27 protein-coding genes and 1 pseudogene are annotated in these 24,900 nt (G+C 34.8%); 25 read left to right on the top strand and 3 right to left on the bottom strand.

From position 1 onward, the window contains the following. The first annotated feature begins 162 nt into the window (after nt 1–162). The 22 genes from NV377_RS04855 (at nt 163) to NV377_RS04750 (ending at nt 18,380) form a co-directional block, all read left to right on the top strand. On the top strand, nt 163–549 hold the full coding sequence (locus NV377_RS04855; protein ID WP_258200025.1) for a hypothetical protein: 387 nt from the start codon (nt 163–165) through the stop codon (nt 547–549). A 708-nt stretch (nt 550–1,257) separates the two neighbouring features. Next, nucleotides 1,258–1,581 carry a low molecular weight protein tyrosine phosphatase family protein gene (locus tag NV377_RS04850; protein ID WP_258200372.1) on the top strand — a complete coding sequence of 108 codons (324 nt, stop codon included), beginning with the start codon at nt 1,258–1,260 and terminating at the stop codon, nt 1,579–1,581. A gap of 164 nt (nt 1,582–1,745) precedes the next feature. Further along, nucleotides 1,746–2,459 carry an HAD family hydrolase gene (locus NV377_RS04845; protein WP_258200024.1) on the top strand — a complete coding sequence of 238 codons (714 nt, stop codon included), beginning with the start codon at nt 1,746–1,748 and terminating at the stop codon, nt 2,457–2,459. A 39-nt stretch (nt 2,460–2,498) separates the two neighbouring features. Next, nucleotides 2,499–2,960, top strand: a complete 462-nt coding sequence (locus NV377_RS04840; protein WP_258200023.1) for an NUDIX domain-containing protein — start codon at nt 2,499–2,501, stop codon at nt 2,958–2,960. Nucleotides 2,961–2,966: 6 nt separating this feature from the next. Further along, a complete protein-coding gene (locus NV377_RS04835; protein WP_258200022.1) occupies nt 2,967–3,590 on the top strand; it encodes a M24 family metallopeptidase in 624 nt (207 codons plus the stop codon). 52 nt (nt 3,591–3,642) lie between these two features. Then, complete coding sequence (locus NV377_RS04830) at nt 3,643–4,455, top strand: aminoglycoside adenylyltransferase domain-containing protein (RefSeq protein WP_258200021.1); 813 nt, start codon at nt 3,643–3,645, stop codon at nt 4,453–4,455. Nucleotides 4,456–4,554: 99 nt separating this feature from the next. Next, on the top strand, nt 4,555–5,061 hold the full coding sequence (locus NV377_RS04825; RefSeq protein WP_258200020.1) for a DNA topology modulation protein: 507 nt from the start codon (nt 4,555–4,557) through the stop codon (nt 5,059–5,061). Nucleotides 5,062–5,146: 85 nt separating this feature from the next. Further along, entirely contained in the window at nt 5,147–5,401 is a 255-nt protein-coding gene (locus NV377_RS04820) for a hypothetical protein (protein ID WP_258200019.1), read from the top strand. Nucleotides 5,402–5,485: 84 nt separating this feature from the next. Next, nucleotides 5,486–5,938: a GNAT family N-acetyltransferase gene (locus tag NV377_RS04815; protein ID WP_258200018.1), complete on the top strand. Its 453-nt coding sequence runs from the start codon at nt 5,486–5,488 to the stop codon at nt 5,936–5,938. A 462-nt stretch (nt 5,939–6,400) separates the two neighbouring features. Beyond that, the gene (locus NV377_RS04810; protein ID WP_258200017.1) at nt 6,401–7,276 is read left to right on the top strand and encodes an alpha/beta fold hydrolase; all 876 of its coding nucleotides are present in this window, start codon (nt 6,401–6,403) and stop codon (nt 7,274–7,276) included. Nucleotides 7,277–7,416: 140 nt separating this feature from the next. Then, nucleotides 7,417–8,034 (top strand): nucleotidyltransferase family protein, encoded by a 618-nt coding sequence (locus tag NV377_RS04805; protein WP_258200016.1) that lies wholly within the window; start codon nt 7,417–7,419, stop codon nt 8,032–8,034. A 132-nt stretch (nt 8,035–8,166) separates the two neighbouring features. Then, the gene (locus NV377_RS04800) at nt 8,167–8,919 is read left to right on the top strand and encodes a DUF4184 family protein (RefSeq protein ID WP_258200015.1); all 753 of its coding nucleotides are present in this window, start codon (nt 8,167–8,169) and stop codon (nt 8,917–8,919) included. 26 nt (nt 8,920–8,945) lie between these two features. After that, nucleotides 8,946–9,608 carry a hypothetical protein gene (locus NV377_RS04795; protein WP_258200014.1) on the top strand — a complete coding sequence of 221 codons (663 nt, stop codon included), beginning with the start codon at nt 8,946–8,948 and terminating at the stop codon, nt 9,606–9,608. A 589-nt stretch (nt 9,609–10,197) separates the two neighbouring features. Further along, on the top strand, nt 10,198–10,602 hold the full coding sequence (locus NV377_RS04790) for a zinc ribbon domain-containing protein (protein WP_258200013.1): 405 nt from the start codon (nt 10,198–10,200) through the stop codon (nt 10,600–10,602). A gap of 22 nt (nt 10,603–10,624) precedes the next feature. Further along, complete coding sequence (locus tag NV377_RS04785) at nt 10,625–10,789, top strand: hypothetical protein (RefSeq protein WP_258200012.1); 165 nt, start codon at nt 10,625–10,627, stop codon at nt 10,787–10,789. A 66-nt stretch (nt 10,790–10,855) separates the two neighbouring features. Continuing rightward, nucleotides 10,856–11,626 (top strand): nucleotidyltransferase domain-containing protein, encoded by a 771-nt coding sequence (locus NV377_RS04780; RefSeq protein ID WP_258200011.1) that lies wholly within the window; start codon nt 10,856–10,858, stop codon nt 11,624–11,626. 60 nt (nt 11,627–11,686) lie between these two features. Beyond that, a complete protein-coding gene (locus NV377_RS04775; protein WP_258200010.1) occupies nt 11,687–12,412 on the top strand; it encodes an MOSC domain-containing protein in 726 nt (241 codons plus the stop codon). 44 nt (nt 12,413–12,456) lie between these two features. Continuing rightward, nucleotides 12,457–13,194 (top strand): hypothetical protein, encoded by a 738-nt coding sequence (locus tag NV377_RS04770; RefSeq protein WP_258200009.1) that lies wholly within the window; start codon nt 12,457–12,459, stop codon nt 13,192–13,194. After that, nucleotides 13,172–13,516 (top strand): hypothetical protein, encoded by a 345-nt coding sequence (locus tag NV377_RS04765; protein ID WP_258200008.1) that lies wholly within the window; start codon nt 13,172–13,174, stop codon nt 13,514–13,516. Before NV377_RS04770 ends, NV377_RS04765 begins: the two co-directional genes overlap by 23 nt. A gap of 261 nt (nt 13,517–13,777) precedes the next feature. Then, nucleotides 13,778–15,532 carry an ABC transporter ATP-binding protein gene (locus NV377_RS04760; RefSeq protein WP_258200007.1) on the top strand — a complete coding sequence of 585 codons (1,755 nt, stop codon included), beginning with the start codon at nt 13,778–13,780 and terminating at the stop codon, nt 15,530–15,532. After that, complete coding sequence (locus NV377_RS04755; protein ID WP_258200006.1) at nt 15,516–17,387, top strand: ABC transporter ATP-binding protein; 1,872 nt, start codon at nt 15,516–15,518, stop codon at nt 17,385–17,387. The genes NV377_RS04760 and NV377_RS04755 overlap by 17 nt, the downstream gene beginning before the upstream one ends. Before the next feature lie 600 nt (nt 17,388–17,987). After that, nucleotides 17,988–18,380, top strand: a complete 393-nt coding sequence (locus NV377_RS04750) for a serine hydrolase (RefSeq protein WP_258200005.1) — start codon at nt 17,988–17,990, stop codon at nt 18,378–18,380. A gap of 252 nt (nt 18,381–18,632) precedes the next feature. Here the strand turns inward: NV377_RS04750 and NV377_RS04745 are convergent, their stop codons facing one another. The 3 genes and pseudogenes from NV377_RS04745 to NV377_RS04740 all read right to left on the bottom strand — a co-directional run. Further along, nucleotides 18,633–19,679, bottom strand: a complete 1,047-nt coding sequence (locus NV377_RS04745) for a stalk domain-containing protein (RefSeq protein ID WP_258200004.1) — start codon at nt 19,677–19,679, stop codon at nt 18,633–18,635. Nucleotides 19,680–19,913: 234 nt separating this feature from the next. Then, nucleotides 19,914–20,444 carry an S-layer homology domain-containing protein gene (locus NV377_RS25885; RefSeq protein ID WP_373425803.1) on the bottom strand — a complete coding sequence of 177 codons (531 nt, stop codon included), beginning with the start codon at nt 20,442–20,444 and terminating at the stop codon, nt 19,914–19,916. Nucleotides 20,445–20,486: 42 nt separating this feature from the next. After that, nucleotides 20,487–21,914, bottom strand: a pseudogene (locus tag NV377_RS04740) (purple acid phosphatase family protein); the annotation flags it as partial. Between the two features lie 384 nt (nt 21,915–22,298). Here NV377_RS04740 and NV377_RS04735 point away from each other — a divergent pair. The 3 genes from NV377_RS04735 (at nt 22,299) to NV377_RS25990 (ending at nt 24,487) form a co-directional block, all read left to right on the top strand. Next, nucleotides 22,299–22,652 (top strand): acylphosphatase, encoded by a 354-nt coding sequence (locus NV377_RS04735; protein WP_258200002.1) that lies wholly within the window; start codon nt 22,299–22,301, stop codon nt 22,650–22,652. 301 nt (nt 22,653–22,953) lie between these two features. Beyond that, nucleotides 22,954–23,256 carry a hypothetical protein gene (locus NV377_RS04730; RefSeq protein ID WP_258200001.1) on the top strand — a complete coding sequence of 101 codons (303 nt, stop codon included), beginning with the start codon at nt 22,954–22,956 and terminating at the stop codon, nt 23,254–23,256. A gap of 415 nt (nt 23,257–23,671) precedes the next feature. Further along, nucleotides 23,672–24,487 carry a DUF5713 family protein gene (locus NV377_RS25990; RefSeq protein WP_444850874.1) on the top strand — a complete coding sequence of 272 codons (816 nt, stop codon included), beginning with the start codon at nt 23,672–23,674 and terminating at the stop codon, nt 24,485–24,487. The last annotated feature ends 413 nt before the right edge of the window (nt 24,488–24,900 follow it).

The raw sequence follows: 24,900 nt of genomic DNA, 5'->3' as shown, positions 1-24,900 counted from the left end.
TTAAGTAACTCAAAAATTTTGAGATCGAAAGGTTTGGTGATGAATGCAAAAAATCAAATTCTTTCTAGCTCTCGCGTTAATTTGCCTCTATTTCTCCTGGGCAAGTTTTAATCTGTCTGACTTATGAAGTAAAACAAATATAATGTTTAGGAACGGTGAACTATGACTAACAAATATGTTGAAAGAACTTTATACTTTGTGATATTTTGGGTGATTATTACACTCGTAAACTTGACAGTAACCCTCATCAGTACAAAGTTATTATTTATAATCGTAATAGAAAGCGTTATATTAGGTGTCTTTTTAATATTATTTGCAGTTGTGTTAACTGATTATATTACAAAAGATAGTGTGAAAATAAAAGGAAAGATTATAGAAATTTCAAACAATGTAGTTACCTATGAAAATGAAAGAGGGAAAACAAAACGTATAAAAATCGATCTAAAAGAAGACAAAAACCAATACTTAGTAGATGATGACATAATAATTATAGAATCAAGAAGAGCCGATATTTTTAAAGGAATAATTAGAAATGCGGAGAATAACTAAAGATATTACTTTAGTTTAACAGTCCCATAATGCAACATTCGTAGACCTACCATCGTTGTAAGATGTAGCGAACTTAATAAGCCCTTATTAAAAAGTATTTCTCAAACCATGAATCACATGCCTGTTTCAGAAAATAATGATATCAGCATCTTCAAAAATAACAGTAGAAAAGTATACCTATATAAAAAGGATAGTCTCTATTACTCTTTCAAGAATAAAGAAGAAGAGAAGGATATGCTGATCGAACAATTCATCAAAACTACCAGCCTAAACAACCAGAACAATGAGCATGAAATGATTAAAGATGATGAAATCGAAGAGAATTTAAGTAAGGAATTGGGAATCAACGTTTTAAGAACATGTATGATAGACTTTATAAGTGGGTGAAACGTGGTAGTCTTTTTATTCGTTCTTATTATAACTGTACTCATTATTTTTCAATTATTAAAGAAAGATCGGAAGTTTAATCCTAAAATTATAACAACTATTAAGTATATTTTAATAATTTCGACTCTTTTTATAGTTATTTATGGTATTTATCATCTGATCATTAATGGTAGTAAATTAAATTTTAACGAAATATTATTTAGAGCAATAAGCATCCTTCTAGCTATGACTTTCACCACTTTATGTACAAACTTAATAAATAAAGTAGAGAAAGAAGAAGGATTTAACGAGAGCAATGATTACAAAGATGAGGTGGACTAGATCAAGTTATTATTTATTTGTAGTAGAAACAAGTGGAGAAGTTTAACGGCTGAAAAGATATTTAATGGCATTAATTTATATGAAGTTAGATCAGCTGGCACAGAAGAAAATGCCAGAGTAAAAGTTACAGCAGGACATATTGGTTGGGCGGATATAATATTTGTTATGGAGAAAAAACATCAAGTACGTTTACAAAACAAATTTAGAGATGAAATAAAACAGAAGAAAATGATAAGATTAGATATTCCAGATGAATATGAATACATGGATGAAGAACTAATTGATTTGTTACAATCAAGAGTGTCAGAATATATAGATATTTAATCTAAAAAAGAGAAGAGCAATTGCCTGCTATAAGAAATTTAGATAAAAAGAACAAATCCCAGAAGCTGCGCACAACATAGACGCCCACCTAAGATAAGAGCAATCTAAGGCGGGCGTTTGTCGTACCCAGTGAACGTAATAGAGATGAAGAAGGAGTAATAGGAATGATTAAAGCAGTAATTTTTGATTTGGATGGTACTTTGCTAGATCGAGATAATTCATTAAAAAAGATGCTATTATCTCAGTATTACGCCATAACGGCATTACAGAAAATAGATTTTTCGATATATAGTGAACGATTTATTGAATTAGATCAACGTGGCTATGTGTGGAAAGATATTGTCTACCAACAATTGATTAATGAATATCAATTGGATATAACACGTGATGAATTATTAGCTGACTACCTAGAACGCTTTGAGCATCATTGTATTAGCTTTAACGGCATGCACGAGTTACTGAATGAAATAAGAAGTAAAAATATTAAATTAGGTGTCATTACGAATGGATATTCCGAATTTCAAAGATCAAATATAAGAGGACTTGGTATAACTGATTATTTTGACGTGATTATTGTATCAGAGGAAGAACAGATAAAGAAACCAGAAATGGAGATATTCAAAAGAGCGTTGCATAGGTTGCAAGTAACTGCAAACGAAGCAATCTATGTAGGAGATCACCCCCAAAAGGATGTAGAAGGGTGTATTACAGCAGGGATGATAGGCATATGGAAAGAAGATCTATATTATACAAAGCCTGAAGTATCCTGTCATACGATTAATGAATTAAGTGAAGTAACAGACATCATAAATGATCTGAATAGGAACTTTTGCACGTCGACTAACGCACGTCGACTAACAAATCCATTATTACAATAAAACATTTTAGATAGATTAGATCACAGAGGAGAAATCTTAATGGTACATTGTATGAATAAACGAGGAGATGTTTTTGAGACCCTTATTACGGTAACAGAGAAAGAAGCAGAGATAAATAGTTTAAATTACAATATAACACATGCGTTCGTAGTAGCTAAAAATAGTGATGGATTTTTACTTATGCTAAATCATTGGAGACAGCATTGGGAGCTAGTAGGCGGAATTAAAGAAGATGGAGAAACATTAAGAGAACGTGCTTTAAGAGAAATGGAAGAAGAGTCTAATCAGATACCAATGGAGATAAAGTTCTTGGGATTGATGAAATTCAATTTACATAATGGAAAGACAGAATACGGTGGTTTATTCACTGCGTGGATACAGGAAACAAGACCATTTATCAAAAATACAGAAGCAGATAAAATTCAATTTTGGAATGGACAAGATGATATTGGGCGAATAGATGAAATTGATCAATACTTACTTCGTTACTATAAAGATTAAAAAGGAATGATAAACATAGACGCACAATCATTGGCTATTATCGCTTGTCAGAGATCAAAACATTATTTAATACCTGGGATCTCAGAAAAAGAGTTCTCGAATATATGTGAGGAGATCATGTACTCACTAGGAGCAGAAGCCCTTTGGTATCCCATGCTTGTAAACTTTAATAGGAATACTATTTATTGCACACGTGGAAATCATTTACCTTCTGATGATGTTATTCTACAAGAATCGGATATTGTACTAGTTGATTATAGTCCTATGCTCAATGGTAAATGGGGAGATTACTCGGAAACGATACAGGTGGGGCATGATATGAAAATTTCCCAGTTAATAAATGATGCAAAGCAAATATTTGAATTATCTTATGAGTTTGCAAATCATGCAGCTACAATCGGAGAGTTATTCAAGTTCAGTAACGATCTAATCCAATCTAGAGGATATGAATTACTCGATCCTAATGGAAATATTGGACATTCGATCGAAGATTATGCTAATCAAAATAAACGAATCTATATATGTCCTGACAATGAACAAGTCAGCTTAAAAGGTAGAAAGTGGGCTATTGAGCCACATATCGGAAAGTGGGGGTACGGAGCAAAATTTGAGAATGTAATAACATGTTAACGTTTTCTAATTAATCTCTAGTAAATAATTATTAATCATAGGAGTCCAATTAATGAGCCCTAACTTACATCCCAGAATTATTGAAATAATAGATTTATATTTACATGAAATTCAACAACTGAATTTCAATCTGATTAACGGCTTCTATATATATGGCTCTATTTCAATGGGAGACTATTCATTAGAACTGAGCGATATTGATTTTATAGCAATATCTGATGAAAGATTAAGTAAGTCTGATATTGAAAGATGTAACCAAATCCATCGAAAAATAGAGTCCAAATATAAAAAACCTAATTTAAATGGCATATATATTACATGGAATGACTTAGGAAAGCTTCCTGAAGAAGTAGAACCATTTCCTTACTATTCAGATGGTCATATGCATGAATGTGGTTACTTTGAAATGAACTTAGTAACATGGTACGAGTTGAAACATTTTGGGATCAATGTTATTGGACCTGCAACAAAGGAATTAGACTTTTCTGTAGATTGGGAACTATTAATTACAAAGATGCACGAAAACTTAAATACTTACTGGAACAACTGGATAAAGAAATCATCCGATTGGCGTTCCTTATATTCTTATTTACTATACTTCAGAGTATCAGAGATTGAATGGGGAGTACTTGGGATAACACGTTTGTATTACACTTTTCGTGAACAAAAGATAACGACCAAAGTCAGAGCAGGTGAATATGCATTAAATGTTGTACCTATACAATTCCATAAGATCATCAATGAATCAATTCATACAAGACGTAGTATATCAAAATCACTTTATCGATCAAATATAAGAAGAAAACATGAAGCAATCAATTATATGAACTATATTATGAATGAAATCAATAAAGAGTCGAGGTAACTTCCGGAATGAAATTAGGAATAGAAGTCGACCATCTCAAAGAATTAATAGAGTCATATTTTATGCTGAACTTAACTCTGACAATTAAAGGACATTAAAATGAAAATAATGATCATTGGTTCACCTGGATCGGGAAAATCAACTTTTTCTAGAAAACTTGGTGATGCACTTAACTTACCTGTATATCACTTAGATCTTTACTTTTGGCAGCCGGGATGGGTTCAAACTCCAGTTGACGAATGGACGGTGTTTAATGAGGACCTAGTAATGCATGATAAATGGATTATAGATGGTTATTATGGAAAGACACTTGATATTCGGATGCAAGCAGCGGATGTAATTATTCTTTTTGACCTATCTCCGTGGATTACAACATATAGGGTAATTAAGCGAAGAATTCAATATCATGGTAAGTCGAGACCCGACCTTAATGAAGGATGTCCTGAGTCATTAGATTGGGAATTAGTAAAGTATAGTTGGAATTTCAGAAAAAATAGGATACCTGGAATAATTGAAAGATTACAAAAATCCTCTGAGAATACAATGATTATTATTATAAAAACCTCCAAAGAAGCTGAAGTAATATTGCGTAATTGGACATCTTAGTAAAGTATTGTTGTCCATGCGGTTGAGAAGACCTTAATATCTATTTAAAGAATTCAATCTATTCTTACAATAGGAGGAGAATTATTTGCGTTATTTATTGGCGTTTTTTGTTTTTATCTTTATTAACAGTATTATCTATATGAATTTTGAAATTGAAGGATTTCTAATTTATAATTTTTCAGTTATTACAATATTCTTGGTCATGATTTATGATAAGATTAGTAAAAAATCAGCTGATATGAATAGTAGCAAAAGTTATATCACAGAACAAAATAAGTTGAAACAGCAATTGTTTGCTATTGATGAAGCAAATTCAAGTTTGAAAAAAGAAGATATTTAAAAACAGCTATTCTAAGCTAATTAATTAAACCTCAAAATTCGTGAATAATATCTCAATAATACTTGTTTCTAAAGGGAGTACATAATGATAATTTTGAAAAGAACGCTATATAATGATCCGGATTTTGTATACTTAATTGATTTGTTAGATAAAGATCTATGGATTAGATATCCAGATACGCAACAAGATTTCGTTCCATTTAATAACATCAACTTAGATTTCAGAGTAATTGTCGCATATGAAGAAGGCATCGCTGTAGGATGTGGCTGTTATAAAGAAACGAAGAACGATAATGTTGTTGAAATGAAAAGAATCTATGTGAAAGAAAACGCTAGAGGAAAAGGCATTGCGAAAGCAGTATTAAGTGAGCTAGAACAATGGGCAATTGAAGAGGGAAACCAAAGTTCAATTCTTGAAACTGGAATAAATCAACCCGAGTCTATATCATTATATAAAAAAATTGGTTATACAGTTATCGATAAGTACGAACCATATGTGAATAGCGAAGAGAGCGTCTGTATGGGTAAAGATTTATAATATATCTATACTTATCTTTTTAGAGAGAAGTAATTTATATAAGGTTAGCTTATTCTTTCACTACTATATTATTGCACCAGAATAAGAGACATCAGGTGACATTACTTGATGTCTCTTGTCATTCTATTTAGATCATACATCAACAAATTTCTTTCCAGAATTGTATAAACTATTAATTTTTAGAAATGCACAACTCGTATTTGAAAGATACCAGTCGCCAACAATAGCTAGCATGTGACAAGCAAATGGATGTTCAGATTACGCCACGTACAAAATGACGACATTATGCACAAAATATCCCAATTAATGATAGAATTGAATTATGATTCAGAGAACTTTATATTATTTCCACCGACACAGACCCTTACCTAGATAAAGCGAGAGCTAAAGCAGGTTGGGGTCTGTCTCAATTCTATTATTTTTCGGTAAATGGTAATTTAATCATAGTAAGGAGTGAGTCTAATGCAAAGATACAAATCTAGTGAAGCTCAAAAATTAATTTATCAATCGTATGATAGATTGTTAGTAGATTGGCAGGTACCTTACGAAGAAAAGGATATTCCGACCTCTTATGGTAGTACACATCTTATAACGGTAGGGTCTCCTACTAATCCGCCTTTACTCCTACTTCATGGTACCGGAGACAACTCGGCGATGATGTGGATTTATAATATACAACAGCTATCTGAAAGTTTTTATGTTATTGCTATTGATGCAATTGGAGGTTCTGGTAAGAGTGAGCCGAATGAAAAGTATTATAAACAATTTGATCAAACAACTTGGTTAGATGAATTACTGGAATCGTTATCAATTGAAACAACGCACATTGTAGGAGTATCTTATGGTGCCTATCTAGCCTATCATTATGCAATCATGAGACCATCTAAAGTCAATAAAATTGTTTGTATGGCGGGAAGTATTGCTGTTAGCCAATTTGAAGTAATGAGCAAGATGATGAAAGCTTTTCTACCCGAGGCTATATTTCCAACCGAAAAAAATTGTAAGAAGCTACTCAGAAAACTAAGTGGACCTAATTATTCTGTTTTTGAGAACAATACTGAGCTCATGAACCATTGGTATTATCTTCTTAAGTATTTCAATAATAAATCCATGATGCAGCATAAACTAACTATGTTTGATCATGATCAGATCAAATTAATCAGAGATAATTCCTTATTTTTAATTGGTGACAAAGATATATTGAGTTATTACCCAAAAGCAATCAATAGACTTAATGAGAATAAATTACACTATAAGATCATTGAAAATACTGGGCATTCGATCAATCACGAACAATCCCAGTTAGTAAATACAGAAATAATTAACTATCTTTCCTGACCGATAATGGAGGTATTATATGACTGCAATATTAAACGGAAAGAACATAATTGGTTCAACTTTAAGGATCCTGATGGGAATGTGTTAATGGTTTGCGAGTGTTAATTAACAATCTCTATAAAGATTGAAAGGATGTATTTATGGGCTGGGATAATGCACTAGAAACATTTTGCGAACTTTACTATAAATCTAATTTGAAATGCGACTGGATACTTGTAGGTTCTGTTAGTTCAGTCTTGCAAACCGCACAGATGATTCCAAATGATATAGATATTTATGTTAAGAATAAGGAGGATGTAAGTAAGTTAGCTTCCTTGTTATCTACGTATAGTATAACTAAGAAAAGTGAACGCTCTTATTTTGAATCGGAATGGTTATCATCGGTAGAAGATCCTTACTTCACTCAAACCTTTCCTTCGGGTTTCACATGGACTAAAGGTAAATGGATGATCAACCAATTTAACGTAGAAGTCGTTCATATAGCCGATTCGGCAGGTATTCCTGATTCGGATACAGGGGAAGGCATATGGGAAGGCGGTAAATATATTTGGTCCCTTGCCACACATGTCGAATTTAGAAATTATAACATTCCTATTGTTCCACTAGAAATCCAACTAGAATCAAACTTGAGAAGAAATAGACAAGATCGTGTTGATACCATTATTCATACAATGAAAAATTGTGGCTATAATAATGAATTATTAAAAAAAGCATTATCACACAATCATTATGATAGATTTAAAGAGCTACACAAATAAGTCTTTAAGGATTGTTTTTTGAGAAATTCGATCTTTGGTTGTTAGTATTCATCGTTTAGTTATTTTACTTCACCCGTTCTGGAAGGTCTCATAATTTTATTAAATATAATATGTATTGAGTAGGAGTTTATTATGCCATTTACTTTGTCACATGCAATGTTTGCTATACCAATAAAGTACATAAAGCCAAAATATTTCAGTACAACAGGTTTGATATTAGGGAGCATGTCCCCTGACCTCGAATATTTCGTTAAGCTTGAACCATACAGAAGTATTGGCCATTCTATGTTAGGGTTAATTCTTCAGGCGATTCCACTATCAATGATCATAGCGTATCTCGTTCATCATGTTATTAAAGTGCCATTATCTCTTCATATCACTTCCCGTTATGACCTGAATACACGATTCTATCATTTCCTGCAACTAGAGAGTTTAAAATCGTTTAGATCATGGATTGTACTCATCATGTCAATAATCATTGGATTTGTAACTCATATATTAATTGATGGTTTTACTCATGCACACGGCTTTTTTGTCGATCTAATGCCAGTATTAAATGATGTACTATTGATGAATATACCAACCTATAAAGCACTTCAATATGGTTCATCTATAATGGGATTTGGTCTACTTTGTTGCCTGCTAGGATACTACTTGTACCGCAGTAATACAGTCAGCACGGTTAGAATAAAAGTAACTAAGCAACAAAAATATAAGTATTGGCTTATCGTTATTTTAACGGCCATATTAGTTACGTTATTGAAACTAGTTTTGTCAACCAGTCATAATGTTCTCGGAATCATGTTTGTTGCACCAATTAGTGGTATTTTTCTTGGGATTACAGTATCTTCGATCGTTTGGAGAATGAGAATGAGCATAACATAGTCAATTTTTAAACTGGGGGAATTAATTTGTTTATAGGTCATTACTCTGTTAGTTTTATATCAAAAAAATATGAGCCGCAAATACCACTTTGGGTACTTTTTCTTGCTGTTCAATTTGTAGATATTATATGGTCATTATTCATTTTTACTGGAATCGAAAAAGCAACGATATCTCACGAAGCATCAGGTTCACCATTGAACTTAATCTACATGCCTTATACTCACAGTCTACTTGGTGCTATATTTTGGAGTGGAATTGCCTTTCTAATCATTAAATACATACCAATACTTAAAAATAGAAGTTTTAAGAAAGCAATTATTGTATCTCTAGCTGTATTTTCACATTGGTTACTTGATGTTATTGTCCATAGTGCAGACCTTCCATTATGGCTAAATAACTACAAGATTGGCCTTGGATTGTATGATCATGCATTCATAAGCTTTTCATTAGAAGTAATCCTCCTACTGATCGGATTTCTTTTCTATGTAGCGGTGACTTCCGGCAAGAAAAAAGTAGGAGTCTACGGATTATATATTTTTATGATAGTTATCATTTTATTCGGAATAAATTCAGTATGGGGAATAAAACCACCTAGCTCTCAAATAGCAGCTGGTTTCTTACTTTTCTGTTACATATTTTTTGCTATTATTACTGCATGGATTGAGAAGAATAGAACTAGCACTATATGAAGTTTCTATCAGTTATAGACTATCGAAATACTATAACAACATATCATTACTTAATGAATCATTAAAACAAGCAATATTTGAACGTAGATTGTATGTTGGTCTGATTGGATCCAATCATAATTATCTACAAAGAGATTTTAATAATTTGGAAACTATCCAAAGTGAATTTTGTAATGATACACAATGCGTTACATCCCAAAGATTCTATGAACCTAATTGCACTAAGTAATACTAACTTTACTTTATTTGATGTATTTCAAAGTTAATCAGTATATTTCGATCATCTGTATAATACTCACGCCGAACACTTTCTTAATGATGGCGAACGGAATTACTTCACCTTAGATGAGAAGGAGATTACTGAAATTCAAATCATATCCAACATCATGGGTTAGCTAGTTGATATTCATGATGAACTCAACAGAGTGAAAAATGATAATGTAAGGGATATATTGGAATTATTAATGACTCAGAATAAAGAATTCATTGCTTCGCAAGAAACACAACTTCAATTTCGTGAGTTAGTTGAAGCTATCATTCTTAACAATGAATAAGTTTTCAGAAATCTATATTGACAGGATGTGTAATTATGATCGAATGCCCGTGGTGTCAAAATGAGATAGAAATCAAAAACGGTAAGTGTCCAGTATGTCATCGAAAGTTACATGACGTATCCGATAGTGATTTTGATATCTCAGATTCAACTGACTCAGAACCATTACATTATCCAGATACACACTACGACAATAATCCGTCTGTAGTGGATACGATAAATGACAACTTTAAGTGTGCAAAGTGTCAATGCGATGATTGCCGAGTAAAAGAAGTGGCGATGACAGGCACTGGACTTAGTAAACTATTAGATATTCAACATAATCATTTCCTATTTGTCTCATGCAATCACTGTGGCTTCGTTGAAATCTATGATCCTAGTGTCTTAAGGGGTAAGAACGCAGGAACATTAGGTACTGTCATGGATATACTCTTTGGTTAACAAATGAATGGAGGTTATCTTCATGTTTATAGTCATTATTTTACTGTTTATTATACTAATCTGTGTGATTAGTATCGAAGTAACATTAAAAAGCCAATTGAATCATTCCAAAGAAATAGATAAATCTCTGAAGCAATTAATTTATTTACTCAAAGATCGATCATCTTCACAGCGGACAGAACATTGAGGTTGGTTATGATTAGCTAAATTTAGGTAGAAAACATTTATTCTACACATCAGGAGGTGTTCGTTAATGCAACCATGGGAAATAGCAGTAGAACAATTTATTAACACTTGGATTGAGAACAAAGATGTCGTTGGGGCTTTAGTTTGCGGCAGCTATATTACAGGTGAACCATCTAATCGATCAGATATCGATATTCATCTTATTCTTTCGGAAGATGTAGAGTGGAGAGAACGAGGCAATTGTATTATTGATGGATTGTTAATTGAATATTTTTCCAACCCACCTCAACAAATAAGATATTACTTCCAAGAAGATTATAATGATCAACGCACGATGGCAATGGTTCAATTTATTACTGGAAAAGTTATCTTTGATCATATAGGTGTTATTGAACAACTTAAACAGGAAGCATTACATTGGAAATCCAAAACATACGACAACTTATCACCGTCATTAATAGAAATTAAGAAATATACATTATGGGACGCCTACGATAATTTATTGGATTGTTATGAGCAAAAACGATTTGATTTCTCGTTTGTTTATAACAATTCTTTATGTGATTTATTTGATATATATTGTTCGGTCCTCCAGATAGAACAAATTCCTCATTATCAAATTAGCCTATACTTAACGGAAACTTCTTACTTGAGAAAGTATATGAAGCAAGCTTTTCCAGACCAACAATTCAAGACTATGTTTATAGAAGCATTGAAAGCAGACGAAGAAGACAACATGATTCATTGCTATAAAATTTTAACGGAATATGTTCTGAAAGAAACCGGTGGATTCAATATTGACGGGTGGAAATTACGGAGTAAATTACAACTAAGTTAACTAGGCTAAATTCTAAAGTCAATATGAAGCATCACGATATGAATGAAGGGGTTACATACTATGTATACAACTCAAATAGGCAAACTCATTGAAATTAATAGATACCCTGTGAAGTCTTTTTCTGGGGAGACATTAGATACTGTCCAACTAGCAGCATACGGACTATTAGGTGATCGTGGACATGCCTTCGTTAACAAGGAAAAGACTGGTTGGGACCGCTATATTACTGCTAGAAAAATTCCTGCAATGATCGGTTATCATGCCCAATTAGTATCTTCACAAGGCGAACATAAATTAACGGTATCTATTAAATCTCCAAAAGGAGTGAACTATAACTGGGATGAACAACTTAGGCAAGAAATTCAGCAGTATTCCAAAACATCGATAGCGATGGAACAGTTTGATCTGAATGCTAATAACCTTCTCGGTGTCGATGATGCAAGTATATTAATTATTACAGATCGTTCAATTGAGAGGCTACAGGAGCTATATGGTAAACGACTTGATCATCGTAGATTTAGAGCGAACTTCTATATAACGCTTGAAGAAGGTATTAATGAAGATGAGCTCATTGGTAGACGACTAATCATCGGTGATAGTGAACTTACAATTAAATACCCTTGTGAACGTTGCACAATGATTACAATAGATCCAGATACGTTAGAAAAGGATGTAACGCTGCTTAAACTCATAAATGAAAATATGAATTTAAAATTTGGCTTATATGCTGATGTAACTAAAGTAGGGACTGTGACAATTAATGATCAAGTATATTTGGTCAATTGAATTAAGACATTACGCAAATATGAACACAGTTGAGGGATTTTCTAATGAAAAAGAAACAGACTGTACGAGATGTAATTTATGTAAGTGGTAGAGATTTCGCTAGTAAATGCTTTTTCTCGTACGGAATAGAATTTCATGAATTAATGTCATGTGTTGAGCATAGACCAGAAAATCTAATCTTATTGAAGCATAACTTTGATAATGCTCAGTTGAACCTTGCCTCAAGATTCGAATATGTAACTTCTCTAGAAATAGATGAATTAATTGCGGATGATGTATACGGATATGGGGATTTTTGTTGGGTTGATTTCAACAAAGTAGACGATCTAGATAATTTGAATTCATTTCAAATTGCTGAACTGCTCTACTTTGGCCATCTTGCAAAAAACTTACAAGTTATACCTAAACAGAGATTTGCATATTATGCACATGATGATGGTTGGTTCAATAAACTTTATGTCAGTGAGCTAGTAGACTATGAAGTGATGTTAGCAAGAGTCATTACGTTAAAGTTGAAAAATTTCTCGCGAAAGCTGATCACCCCTTTACCGAATGTTATTTCAAAAATACTTTTAGAAGCGACAAAGGAAGGTTTGTTTATTGATTTTTCAAAACTTGAAAAAACTAAGTTTGAAATAAGAATCCCAATTACTGCGGTTGGACATTACATGGATATGGATGCCGTTTACAATCTGAAAGATGAAATTACTGACTACAAAATATGGTTAGTTCATCGGAATCGAGAGTGGAGGTTAATCAATGAGGAAAAGGATATTGATTGAATCCATAATCTTTGCAGTATTGTTAATGTCATTAATTATCGGTTGGCAAGTTTTACAGATTTTTCAGAACTCTCATCGATTACTCAGTGAATCACCAAGTGCGCAACTACATACTGAGCTATCTGTTGACGCTATTCCTATTTCTCAAGCTAATAGCAATTTTCACATCGCATATTGGTCAAGCCCATCCATATTACTTGGGGTTGATCAACCATTCGGTTTAGATGATTTACTTGAAATCGTTGGTGTGCTTCTAATCTTCGCGGCAGTGTATTACATCATACGCTTTTCTGTTCATCGGCGTAAAACGGCTAGAAAATAACACAACAGATATGTTGCGCGGATAGTTTGTATGAATGGTAATTAATATGGTTGATTAATAAGTATAAAAAAAGCCTTACTGAATAGGGCTTTTTTTGTACTTATTAATAGTAATTCATTGTCTAATAGCATTTATAAATTTTTTTCAAGCGCAATCCTTAACATATAATTGTTGACATACAACCATGATTATGTATACAATCGTATACATAATCATGGTTGTATACGATTGTATACATAAGATGAAAGGGGGAAATTGAAGTTGAAGTCATCCAGTATATTAAAACCATATTTCAAAGACACATGGCGCATCTATCTCTCATCGATTTCGTTGCATGCGCTCGCCAGCATCATATTTGCCTGTTTCCCGAAGGTGCTCGGTGATTTCACAGATCGACTCCAGTCGGGAGGTTTGATTTCACATGATGTCGTGCGTTATAGCTTATTACTACTGCTGATAGGTGGAGGTCATGTTCTTATCGGGGGTTATGGACAATATCTCATTATGTATGTTGGCCGATTGTTTGAATATATGACTAGACGTAAACTATTCTCCCATTTCTCCGCACTAAGTGAGCAATATTATTCAAATAACGGTACGGGTAAGATGCTCAGCTACTTTATGAATGATGTTACTGGAGTTAGAGAATCTATCTCCATGGGTGTCAATCAGCTGGCCACGGGCACAATGCTATCAATTTCATGTATAGGAGCTATGCTCCTTAGTGACATTCCAATCTATTTAATTGCAGCAACTGTCGGTCCTTTATTTCTAATCCCTTGGATTGTGACACGTCTAGGTCCTGCTATTCGCAAGCGTTCATTAAAAGTTCAACAATCTCTGGCTACAATGACTGAGTCAGCCGAGGAGCAGTTTGGTGGTATTCGGGTCACCAAGAAATTCGCGGTTGAGCCACTTATGATCGAACGTTTTGAATCAACTGTCGACCGAATTCGTGACAACCAATTAGCACTAGTTCGTATGTCCTCATTGTTCCAAGCGATCATTCCTTTTTTAGGCTCATTATCCTTAATTGTTGCATTAATGCTCGGTGGTTATCTAACTATAACTGGAAAGATTACGCTCGGTAATTTCGTCGCTTTAACGTTATATGTTCGTATGCTAATGACACCACTTCAGCAAATAGGGAACGTAATAAATACTGTGCAAAGATCTCGTGCATCATTGCAACGGTTGAACGAATTGGTCGCTGTACAACCGGATATTGTTGAGGCGGCAGATGCTGTGAATGTTGAGCTAGATAGATTCCCTATACATATCCAAGATCTCACCTTTTCATATCCAAAAGCAACTCAGCCAGCTTTACGGGAGATCGATCTAATCATTCAACCTGGTATGACTCTGGGCATTGTTGGTCGCACTGGCAGCGGTAAGACAACGCTTGTTAAATTACTACTAAGAACTTATGAAGCACCTGAAGGTTCAATTCAGATTGGTAGAACGGACATCAGTGAGGTTAAACTCAACAGTTTGCGCAGTCAAATCGCTTATGTACCACAAGACGGATTCCTTTTTAGCACAACGATTGGTGAAAATATAGCCTTTGCTAAACAGCAAGCGGAGCAAGTCGAGATAGAAATTGCTGCGCAACAAGCACGGATGTATAACAATATTATGGAATTTCCTGATCGATTTGAGACAAAACTAGGGGAACGTGGCGTCACTTTATCAGGAGGACAACGTCAGCGAACGAGTCTTGCCAGAGGATTTATCAAGCAGGCACCGTTCATGATATTAGACGATAGTGTCAGCGCTGTAGATTCAGTTACTGAGACTGAAATTCTACAGACAATTCAAGAAGAACGTCTTGGTAAGACTACAATTATTATCGCAAACCGAATCAGTGCATTAAAGCATGCTGACCTTATTATCGTAATGGACGAAGGGCGAATCATTCAGCGAGGTAAGCATGAAGAACTGCTTGCTGAGCCAGGACAATATGCTACGGTTCATGCGATTCAAGAGGAGGGAAGCCAATATGCCACATTCAAATAAAAATCTAGCCAAGGAACATCACAAGGAACATCATACGGAACAAGGTAAGAAGCCAAAATATCAATATCGCTCTGCCTTTCGAATTTTAGGTTCTTATGTGGTACCTCATAGGGTTACATTTATTTTAGTTCTAATCTGCACCGTAATATCCATTGCTTCTGAGTTATTCCAACCTTACTTAGTTAAAGTAGTGATCGATGATAATCTAATGTCCGGCAAGAACGAATTCGGCAGTATACTAATCATCTGCTTGATTTACTTAGGACTGTCGATATCCGGATTTTTGTTCACTTATTTGCAAAATAATTTATTGCAGTTTGCAGGACAAAGTATCGTGGCAAAGATAAGAAAGCAGTTGTTCGAACATATTACGAAACTCTCTATGTCTTATTTCGATAAGACACCTAGTGGCAGTCTGATTACACATGTTTCAAGTGATACCGAAGCGGTAAACCAATTTTTTAACCAAGTATTACACACTTTACTACGTGATGGTCTTACGCTATTTTTCATCTTAATTATGATGTTCCAGTTAGACGCTACTCTAGGTATGTATTGTCTTATATTACTCCCTATCATTGCAGTCATTGCGTTATCATTTCGTTCATTTATGCGCAATACGTATCAGATGGCACGTACAAGACTATCTCGCCTGATTGCGTTTGTAGCTGAAAATCTGTCGGGTATGAACTTGATTCAAGTATTTCAACAACAAAAGGCACAGGCAGAACGATTCGAAGAACGTAATGAAGCGTATCTCAAATCTAATATTCGCGAGATACGTACTCATGTGGTATTCAATAAGTCCTTTGATCTATTAAGTAACCTTAGCATCGCATTCGTGACATGGGTGGGAGGAAATGCAGTGCTAGGTCATACACTAGAATTTGGGGTTCTATACGCATTCATCACATATATCCGTCAGTTCTTTCAGCCGATTAATGCTATTACCCAGCAGTGGAATACGTTACAATCGGCGACCGTTGCCGTGAATCGGATCTGGGGAGTGCTTGATCTTAATCCAGAAATAACGGATCATCCAAAGCCTAATCAAATGGAAGTAGAATCTGTAAAAGGACGCATTGATTTTAACAATATCACTTTTTCATATGGAGATGGATCACCTGTCTTCTGTGGACTGGATTTACATATCCGTCCAAGTGAGATGATAGGTATCGTTGGTACAACTGGAGCAGGTAAAAGCTCACTATTGAGCCTGTTGTGCAGGTTCTATGATGTTCAAGATGGTAGCATTCGCGTAGATGATATTGATATTCGAGAGATGCCACAAGCACAGTTACACCGAATTGTCGGTCTGGTTCAGCAAGAGCCTTATTTGTACGCAGGCAGCATCATTGATAACGTTCGGATGTTCGATGAATCCATCTCCCGTGAAGAAGTAATTAGAGCTTGTGAATTCGTTGGAGCAGATCCTATGGTACGTCGAATGCTCGATGGATATGATACAAAATTGTCTGAGCGGGGCAGCGGTTTGTCAGCAGGCGAACGCCAATTAATATCTTTTGCTCGTATCATTGTTTTTCGTCCAAAGATCCTTATTCTGGATGAAGCTACTGCGAATCTTGATTCACAGTCAGAGCAGTTGATTCAACGTGCATTGCATGTTGTTTCTGAAGGTCGAACAACGATGGTTATCGCGCACCGGTTGTCTACTATTATGCATGCCGATCGGATTATCGTTATGCGACATGGTGAGATCGTCGAGTCAGGGACACATACGGAGCTACTTGAGCTAAATGGTTTCTATGAGGAATTGTATCGTCATTCTCAAAGTGAAACGAAAGAACAGGACTCTAATATTCCAATTAAAGTTTTGATTGATGTAGGTAGATAGCGAAAACGTACGCATGAACTCTAGCAGCAACTTCATGAGATTATATAATAGGATTTGAAGTTATTAGTTTATAAGCTAACAATCATAGAAGCATAGAAGCATAGAAGTTATAACTAAAATCCTTTCATCAGTATTATGATGAAAGGATTTTAGTTCATGGAGAGGTAAAAGTCCTTAGATGATGATTTGTTGCACAAAAAAAAACAGAACAAATGTTCTATAAGGTTAAAAGTGGCACTTTTCATTGAGCCCTCATCGAAAAAATCAGCATTAATATAAGAGAAACTCATCATTATGATGTAATATCAAGGTTTTATGGTGTAATATGGTAATAATGCTCAAAATGACTTATTTGAATTTTTCAGAACATATGTTCGAACTAGGGGCTGTAGGGTACAATCCGAATCGATTATAGTGACTAAAGTTTAACCAATATTTATCTAAGCTTGACGCCATAGATTATGATGTCGCTGGAGATAGAACACATTACTATAATGCAATTCTAGACTATAATGCAATTCTAGAATTAGCCCAACTTGAGAATATAAATGCATTGTATTTCTGTGAGTGATTACACAATATGAGAAGGTGGAATAATATTTGCAAATTACATGGAACAAGAATAGTGCCCATTTAAGTGACGTATTGAAGCGTGAAAAAATTCATAGCTGTTTAATAAGTAAAAACGATGTACTTTTATTTCAATATTATAAAAATAACAAAACAGAGAAGAAAATGCACAAAGTTAATTCCGTCACAAAAAGTATTACGTCAAGTCTTATTGGCATAGCACTTGAGCAACGCTTAGTACCTGATCTTTCAACTCCAATATCAGAATTCTTCCCTTCAATAATCCATGATTCTGATCCAAGAAAGCAGAACATAACGATTGAACATTTACTTACAATGAGTGCGGGATTCGATTGGCCAGAAATGGGAGAATGGGGAGGGTGGCCACATATGATACATAGTCCTAATTGGGATGGGTGGTAACTATATTTGTGTAGCTCCTAGCAAAGGAATGGTAATTATTATAACAAATGATACATATGGAGATACGCTTAAGCCTCTTCAAATTATTAGAAAAATACTGGGGTAAACAATCATTGTATCAATAATAAATTTTAAGGTAGTGTAGCCACCCACTATACGAACACCTAAGAATATTTTCAAAATAATAGATGATAGGTATCAAGGTGGGTGGTAAAAACTACTTATTCAAATATAGAGGTCAAATTAGTCGATTTACCAGAAGTAAGTCTCGAAAGTATAACCGTTTTTCCCGTAAAATGTTATATTACCGAATGTGACTTCCTCAGGAATGTCAAAAAACATGCCTTGTTTACCCGCGATATCATAGGTAACTTCGACTCTCTCTCCATCAACAAAGTAATTCACCTCAAAATGTGTGTATTCCGTAGCAAGGCCTTGCTCAAACATACCAACACTAACGTGATGTCCAAACCTATGAACGACTACATCTGGTCCATCGTACTCATCTGTGATCATTGCCATACTCGAGTCCAGTTTCCCGTTTCTCAAACGGTCGACGTAACTCCTAGAGAGAAATTTCTTGTCATCTTCCTCTTCAATAATTAGCAGTACTGCTGTGTATTTATGTAGTATGAGCTTGTCCAGAACAGTAAGGTCATTTAAAATGATATAATCAGACAAATCCTCTTCGGTTATTGATTTCCCTGAGGGGTCATCAATCTCGAGAGGTTTCCTCCCCAGCCATTCTGCCCAATCATCTGGGGATTCAAGTTCAGCGCGAAAGTCAGCATCGGTAGTGAGCATCGCTGTTCTAGTCGTTACATCCCAATCAACGGAGATCCCAATTCGTTCGGCAACTTCACGCATTGGAACCATAAGATCATTCTCCAAGAGAAAAGGCGGACGACTTTTCCATTCGATTTTTGTATAAGACCCATCGTCAGCATCATTGTAATCCTGAACCCAGTACTCGCTACTATCTGGAGTAATTGAAAGATTCCCATTGAAATATAAAATAGAAACGCTCGAATCATCTTCGAATAGAAACTCATTAATCTCGGCTTGAATGTCCGGATGCTCAAAAAGTTGGGCTGGAACGTAAGTTTTTCCTTTTACTAGCGTCGGTAGAGGACCTTGAAGCGTAATTAACTGTCCATTAATTGTAACGGAAGGTTGACTGACTGAACGTTGACTAGAATCGGAAGGATTAGGCGACGCAGAAGCAGCATAGTACGGAGTCGAATAAGAAGCCAATAGCAACAGAATAAGTAATGAGTACGTATAGCGACTTTTGAGCATGTGTTAGACTCTCCTTTTATTGTTTATTATATTAATAGTTAACTAGATTAATAACCTAATTGTACCATATTGATATAGATATACTATAAAAAGTAAGAATAGAAGCGGGGGATTAAGAGAGTATTCTATGATGACCATTATCTAACATAACGAATAAAAAATAAGCTGGTTCCGTATGAATTCCGAAACCAGCTTATTGTGTAGGTGTTACTTTGTTTATAACGTATAACTAAGTTAGTTGATTACTTTTAGAAGCTTAGCGATAAAGGTTGCTGCCTCAGCACGAGTGACAATATTTTGAGGAGCAAATTTATTCTGACCAACACCGCTCACAAGTCCTTCTTTAAAGGCTGTCACAACATAAGGCGTAGCCCACGTAGGAATGGATTTTTTATCAGAGAAGGATAGTGATGCTGTATTATCTAATTTAATATCTGTAGCACGAACTATCCACGCTGTAATCTCAGCACGATTCAACTCTTTATCTGCTCTAAATTTGCCATCTGTATACCCACTAACGATTCCTGCTTCTACAGCTTGAGAAATATAAGTAGTTGCCCATGTAGGAATTTTATTAGAATCAGTAAATGTCAGTGAATTCGTTGTTGCTTTCATTTGTAAAGCACGGCCAAGCATTGTTATGAATTCAGCACGATTAATTGTTGCATTAGGTTTGAATGATTGATCACTGTAACCTGTAATGTAGCCAGCGGAAACACCTGCTTTAATAACACTTTCAGCCCAATGTCCTGAAATGTCTTTCATAGATGCGATAGTTTCAGGGTTTGTAGTAGGTGGAGCTACATCTTGTTTAATGATTCCGAATTGATCTACAATAAACGGCTTAGCATCATTTTTGCTTTGATCGATTTCATACGTTACAGCCGTAAGTTTATTGTCGTCTACTGTAATACCAACAAAGTTCTGGATCTGTGCGCGTTTTGGTCTACGATCGTCATTAGGATCAGGACCATATGGTGCAGCATGACTTTCTTCAGCTAGCTCGAATAGGTTATAGTAGTTATCGCCAAGTTTTTCGCTAGGGTTCTTATAGTATACTTTTGGTCCTGCAGTCGCCGGAATCACATAAATACTTCCATCAGGGTTAACGCTATATTCAATTGTTTGTCCATTTAATGTTTCTGTAACTTTTGTTGGCGTAGTCGCTTTACCATCTTGTGCGATTGGTTTTGTGCGAGCATAAATATGATCGTGACCTTGCATAATAAAGTCGATATCAAGCTCAGCCATTAATGGAGCAATTTGATTACGAACTCCATTGTCATCCATAATATCAGAATCTGTAGCATGATTAGACGTAGTATAAGGCCCTTTATGAATATTAACAATGATCCAATCTGCTCCAGCTAGTTTAGCTGCTTTAGCATCTTGCTTTAACCATTCAACTTGATTTTCAGAGAAATTAGCATATTTCTCTGAATCTTCATTAGTATTCAGTACGATAAAATGAGCATTGCTGTAATCGTAAGAATAGTACGCACCTGTTTCAGTAGCAGAACCAGCAGGTTCGTTAATATTAAAGTGCTCATAAAAAGCAAAGTTCTCATCCTCATGATTACCTGCTGAAGGAACAAACGTTGTATTCAATAGACTTGTTTGTGAATGACCAAGCAACCAGTTCCATTGCTCTTCCTTAGTACCCGTATCCACGATATCTCCATTGTGGACTACAAACTGAGCATTATTAACGGTTTGTAGTGCTTTCTCAAGTGTTTGTGCAGACAATATTGCTTCATCTTCATTTTTGGCTTGAGTATCAGCAAGATCTATAAAGGTAAACTTACCACTCTTAGGGGCAGTCTGGAACGTACCTGTCTCGCTCCAAATTCCACTAGTTTTGTCACCCACACGATAATAATACATTGTGTTCTCTTCAAGCCCAGTAGCTATTGCCTTATGGACAAGCTCGTCTTTAGAATTAGTCGATGGAGAGGAGGAACCCCCAAATTGAATGGCATTCATAAAATCAGCATTTGCTGTCGTTTTCTTTGTTACCTGAACCGTACTGTTCGTAAGAAGTTTTGAAGTATACCAAGTAAAACCTTTGGAACTCGTAGTTTCACCATAAAATGTAGCAGTAATTTTACTAATACCATTACTTGTGTTTCCTAATGACTCTGCATATGCAGGAATCGCAGAAGGGACAGTAACCATACCGAGCACAAGTGCAGTAGAAAGCATTGTTGCTGACCATTTTTTAATATTTTTAAACATTTAAACACTCCTCTTAGATGTAAATATAAATTAGGTACAAATATGATCATATCAAATAATTGTTATTACATTGTTTTCAGTAATGTCTTACTTTGTAAAATAAAAGTAGGTGTGTTAATTTAACTTACATTAAGGTGCAAAATGGAGAAACTTCCCATAGGTTGCTAACGTCTATATAATAGATTATTTAATTTATTGATTCTGCATACGGATTGTCGTTGCTCACTCTTGGACGGCTTCTTGAGAGTATATAGAAATAAATTGAGAAGACTACATTACTTCATTTCGAATTTCGAGAAAACGAAATATACTGTGAATTTATTGAAGAAAATATGCTTAAAAATAAAAAGTAAAAGCAAGTTTTATTAAGGAGTCTACGGAAATATGAGTGTATTTAAGAAATTAAGAAACGATTATGTAATTTGGCATGCAAATCGCGTTACAATTCCAAAATTCAAGTCAAATAATATTATTAGACAAAAAATCACTTTTTCTGGCAGGGTACAAAAGGTAGGATTCCGCTTAGAAATATATTGTATTGCTCGAAGAATGAACTTAACTGGATGGGTAAAAAATTTAATAGGTGGAAGTGTAGAAGCAGAATTCCAAGGAGATGAGTCGCAAATAGATTCTCTGGTCAAAATCATGAAGTCATTGAAGCGGGCCTCAGTAAAGAATATAACTATTATTGATCTCCCTATTGATGAGGATGATCAAGGCTTTAAAATAGTAGAATAAAGTACAACTAGGTAAGACCTCCATAGTAGGTGTAGCTGCTAAGCCGATTATGGATATACAAATATCAGTGATAGATATCAATAAGATAGAAGATATTATTGATTAATTAATATACTGAATGTGTTACAAGATTTGTACTGAAAGAATTGTGATTAAAGACTTTCCTACATTGGGAGGATAATAGCACACTAGTATGGAGTCCGGCAAACTAAGAGGTAATTACTTATGCAGAGCAGCTTCTGAATGTAACCTTTCATGAAGACTAATATGCATGTTATTCGGACGTTTTTTGGGGGCGTATATGCATTCTCAAATGGCTTCAGTCTCCAGAAACGAAACGGTTGTCGATTTGACTATAGTGGTCCGTGAGCAAATCAAGGAGCCTCCCTTTGCAGAGGTTTTACAAAACAGCTATGTCATCTCTATGGATGGTTCCGACAATCCGATAATAATATTACGTTATATAAAAATAGAATCTAAAGGAAGATTTATTGTGAATATGACCCCAACACAAAAGAAAGTGAATTCTTTTGGGCTCCCTTGTGTGACACAACCATTGAAAGCATTGCATATTGGACGATCGTTGATGAATGGGTCACTATAGATCATCACGACGGGAAAATCTATGGCGGTGCTGGTCAAATGGGAAATGAAGGATTTATTGCTTGTACAAAAGCTGAAGACCGTTTAGTATGGGGAATATTTTTAAACATTCAAACCCTATAAGAAACTTAGAAATCAAAGATAAACCTTAATCGCTATTAATGAGCATACCGAATTACAAATTGAAATCAACTTAGAAAACCTCACCCAAATTAAAATGACTTGCATAAAATCCTAACAAGGATTCATCATTTTTCTTTTACATATACCACGCAATAAGCATTTTCCAACATATTGAGAGGTATTCATAATCTCTCTTCTGCTGAATCAAATTTGATATTTGCAAAATAATGATTGTTCATTTACGATAAATTTGGATAAAAGTTACTATCTTCCAAACGAAAAGAGGCAAAGTGATGGAAAAGGATCCTTTAGCACAACTTATTATTTGGCATCAAGAAGATGAGCATGAAAAAATAGTAGATAGAATTATGGAAATTCCCCAATCAGACAGAGATTATGATACGGTCAGTTTATTGGCAAAAGCTATGAATAATCTGGAGCGTTACGATGAAGCACTTCAACAGCTTTTGACTATTGAAAAACTAGGTGAGAATGACCCACTTTGGCATTTTCGAGTGGGCTACTCCTACTATTATCTTGAAGAATATGAGGAAGCATTAAGACAATTCGAAATAACAGATAAGCTAGATCCAGAAGATAGAGATACTTTGACATTATTAGAATGGAGTCGAAGTAATATCGACCGAAAGAAAAAGAAACTTAAGCAATCTGCCGCATTGAAAGTTCTGAATGAACAAACTACGGATAACGAAGTAAGTGAAGATGCCTTTGAAGCTGTAGCAAATGTTACCAACAAAATTATACCATTTGTGCAAAGAGTGCGAGATAATGATAGTGCGTCATTTGAATATTTAAAGGATATGTATATCGATGGATACTACCCTAATTTTCTTGTTGATAAAGTCAAAGCTGAACTAGTTAAAGTTGTTGAATTTTTGGAACAAGGAAATCAAGATATCGAAGAAATTCAATCAAAGCTCGATTTTGCCATTCATGCGATCAATGATCTTGCAGAAGAGTTTGACGAAAATGACAGCGAAATTGAAACAGTTGCGAGAGAATCAATTGCACAAACTGTTGAAGATATTTTAGCCTTTTTTGATATCGAAATAGATACAGAGGAAGCCATTCGTGAACGTGATTGGTAGTTGGTTTGAGCAGAAGATTTGAAAAAGTAACCAGAACATCAAGAGGAGAATAGCTATAATAGCCCAAAAAGAAGCTAAATTTCAAAGGTTAATCAAATCAGTGGTTCGCTATGTCCTATTATTGATACTACTCACGGACAAAGTTCAATTGTTCAACTGTACACTGAAGGATTATATTGCTAAGAATTTTACAGTTTGCTATGGGAGACAAATCTTCGAATTTACCGTTTAACTGCAAGTACTGAAGATTATTTAAGTCTTTCTTTTGTTTCATGCTTAGATGCAAGGCAGTTACGTTTTTCAAACCAGCTGGGACAGGACCATTATATCTGATTTTATTAAATCCGCTAATTTATCTGAATCAAAAGCAAAGCTGATCGTAGCTCGTCGCATTAGTTATTCATTTGCTGCTC

Source organism: Paenibacillus endoradicis (genome assembly GCF_024721975.1).
The sequence above is the reverse complement of the archived record's forward strand: the minus strand, read 5'-3'. Positions and strand labels throughout refer to the sequence as shown.

Excerpts from the sequence above, each read along its gene's own strand:
- NV377_RS04785 (WP_258200012.1), top strand. The coding sequence starts at position 10,625 with ATGTTTATAGTCATTATTTTACTGTTTATTATACTAATCTGTGTGATT.
- NV377_RS04825 (WP_258200020.1), top strand. The coding sequence starts at position 4,555 with ATGAAAATAATGATCATTGGTTCACCTGGATCGGGAAAATCAACTTTT.
- NV377_RS04800 (WP_258200015.1), top strand. The coding sequence starts at position 8,167 with ATGCCATTTACTTTGTCACATGCAATGTTTGCTATACCAATAAAGTAC.
- NV377_RS04735 (WP_258200002.1), top strand. The coding sequence starts at position 22,299 with ATGAGTGTATTTAAGAAATTAAGAAACGATTATGTAATTTGGCATGCA.
- NV377_RS04830 (WP_258200021.1), top strand. The coding sequence starts at position 3,643 with ATGAGCCCTAACTTACATCCCAGAATTATTGAAATAATAGATTTATAT.
- NV377_RS04745 (WP_258200004.1), bottom strand. The coding sequence starts at position 19,679 with ATGCTCAAAAGTCGCTATACGTACTCATTACTTATTCTGTTGCTATTG.
- NV377_RS04815 (WP_258200018.1), top strand. The coding sequence starts at position 5,486 with ATGATAATTTTGAAAAGAACGCTATATAATGATCCGGATTTTGTATAC.
- NV377_RS25885 (WP_373425803.1), bottom strand. The coding sequence starts at position 20,444 with ATGAAAGACATTTCAGGACATTGGGCTGAAAGTGTTATTAAAGCAGGT.
- NV377_RS04765 (WP_258200008.1), top strand. The coding sequence starts at position 13,172 with ATGAGGAAAAGGATATTGATTGAATCCATAATCTTTGCAGTATTGTTA.
- NV377_RS04810 (WP_258200017.1), top strand. The coding sequence starts at position 6,401 with ATGCAAAGATACAAATCTAGTGAAGCTCAAAAATTAATTTATCAATCG.
- NV377_RS04755 (WP_258200006.1), top strand. The coding sequence starts at position 15,516 with ATGCCACATTCAAATAAAAATCTAGCCAAGGAACATCACAAGGAACAT.
- NV377_RS04775 (WP_258200010.1), top strand. The coding sequence starts at position 11,687 with ATGTATACAACTCAAATAGGCAAACTCATTGAAATTAATAGATACCCT.
- NV377_RS04790 (WP_258200013.1), top strand. The coding sequence starts at position 10,198 with ATGATCGAATGCCCGTGGTGTCAAAATGAGATAGAAATCAAAAACGGT.
- NV377_RS04855 (WP_258200025.1), top strand. The coding sequence starts at position 163 with ATGACTAACAAATATGTTGAAAGAACTTTATACTTTGTGATATTTTGG.
- NV377_RS04840 (WP_258200023.1), top strand. The coding sequence starts at position 2,499 with ATGGTACATTGTATGAATAAACGAGGAGATGTTTTTGAGACCCTTATT.
- NV377_RS04780 (WP_258200011.1), top strand. The coding sequence starts at position 10,856 with ATGCAACCATGGGAAATAGCAGTAGAACAATTTATTAACACTTGGATT.
- NV377_RS04805 (WP_258200016.1), top strand. The coding sequence starts at position 7,417 with ATGGGCTGGGATAATGCACTAGAAACATTTTGCGAACTTTACTATAAA.
- NV377_RS04835 (WP_258200022.1), top strand. The coding sequence starts at position 2,967 with ATGATAAACATAGACGCACAATCATTGGCTATTATCGCTTGTCAGAGA.
- NV377_RS04730 (WP_258200001.1), top strand. The coding sequence starts at position 22,954 with ATGCATTCTCAAATGGCTTCAGTCTCCAGAAACGAAACGGTTGTCGAT.
- NV377_RS04845 (WP_258200024.1), top strand. The coding sequence starts at position 1,746 with ATGATTAAAGCAGTAATTTTTGATTTGGATGGTACTTTGCTAGATCGA.
- NV377_RS04770 (WP_258200009.1), top strand. The coding sequence starts at position 12,457 with ATGAAAAAGAAACAGACTGTACGAGATGTAATTTATGTAAGTGGTAGA.
- NV377_RS25990 (WP_444850874.1), top strand. The coding sequence starts at position 23,672 with ATGGAAAAGGATCCTTTAGCACAACTTATTATTTGGCATCAAGAAGAT.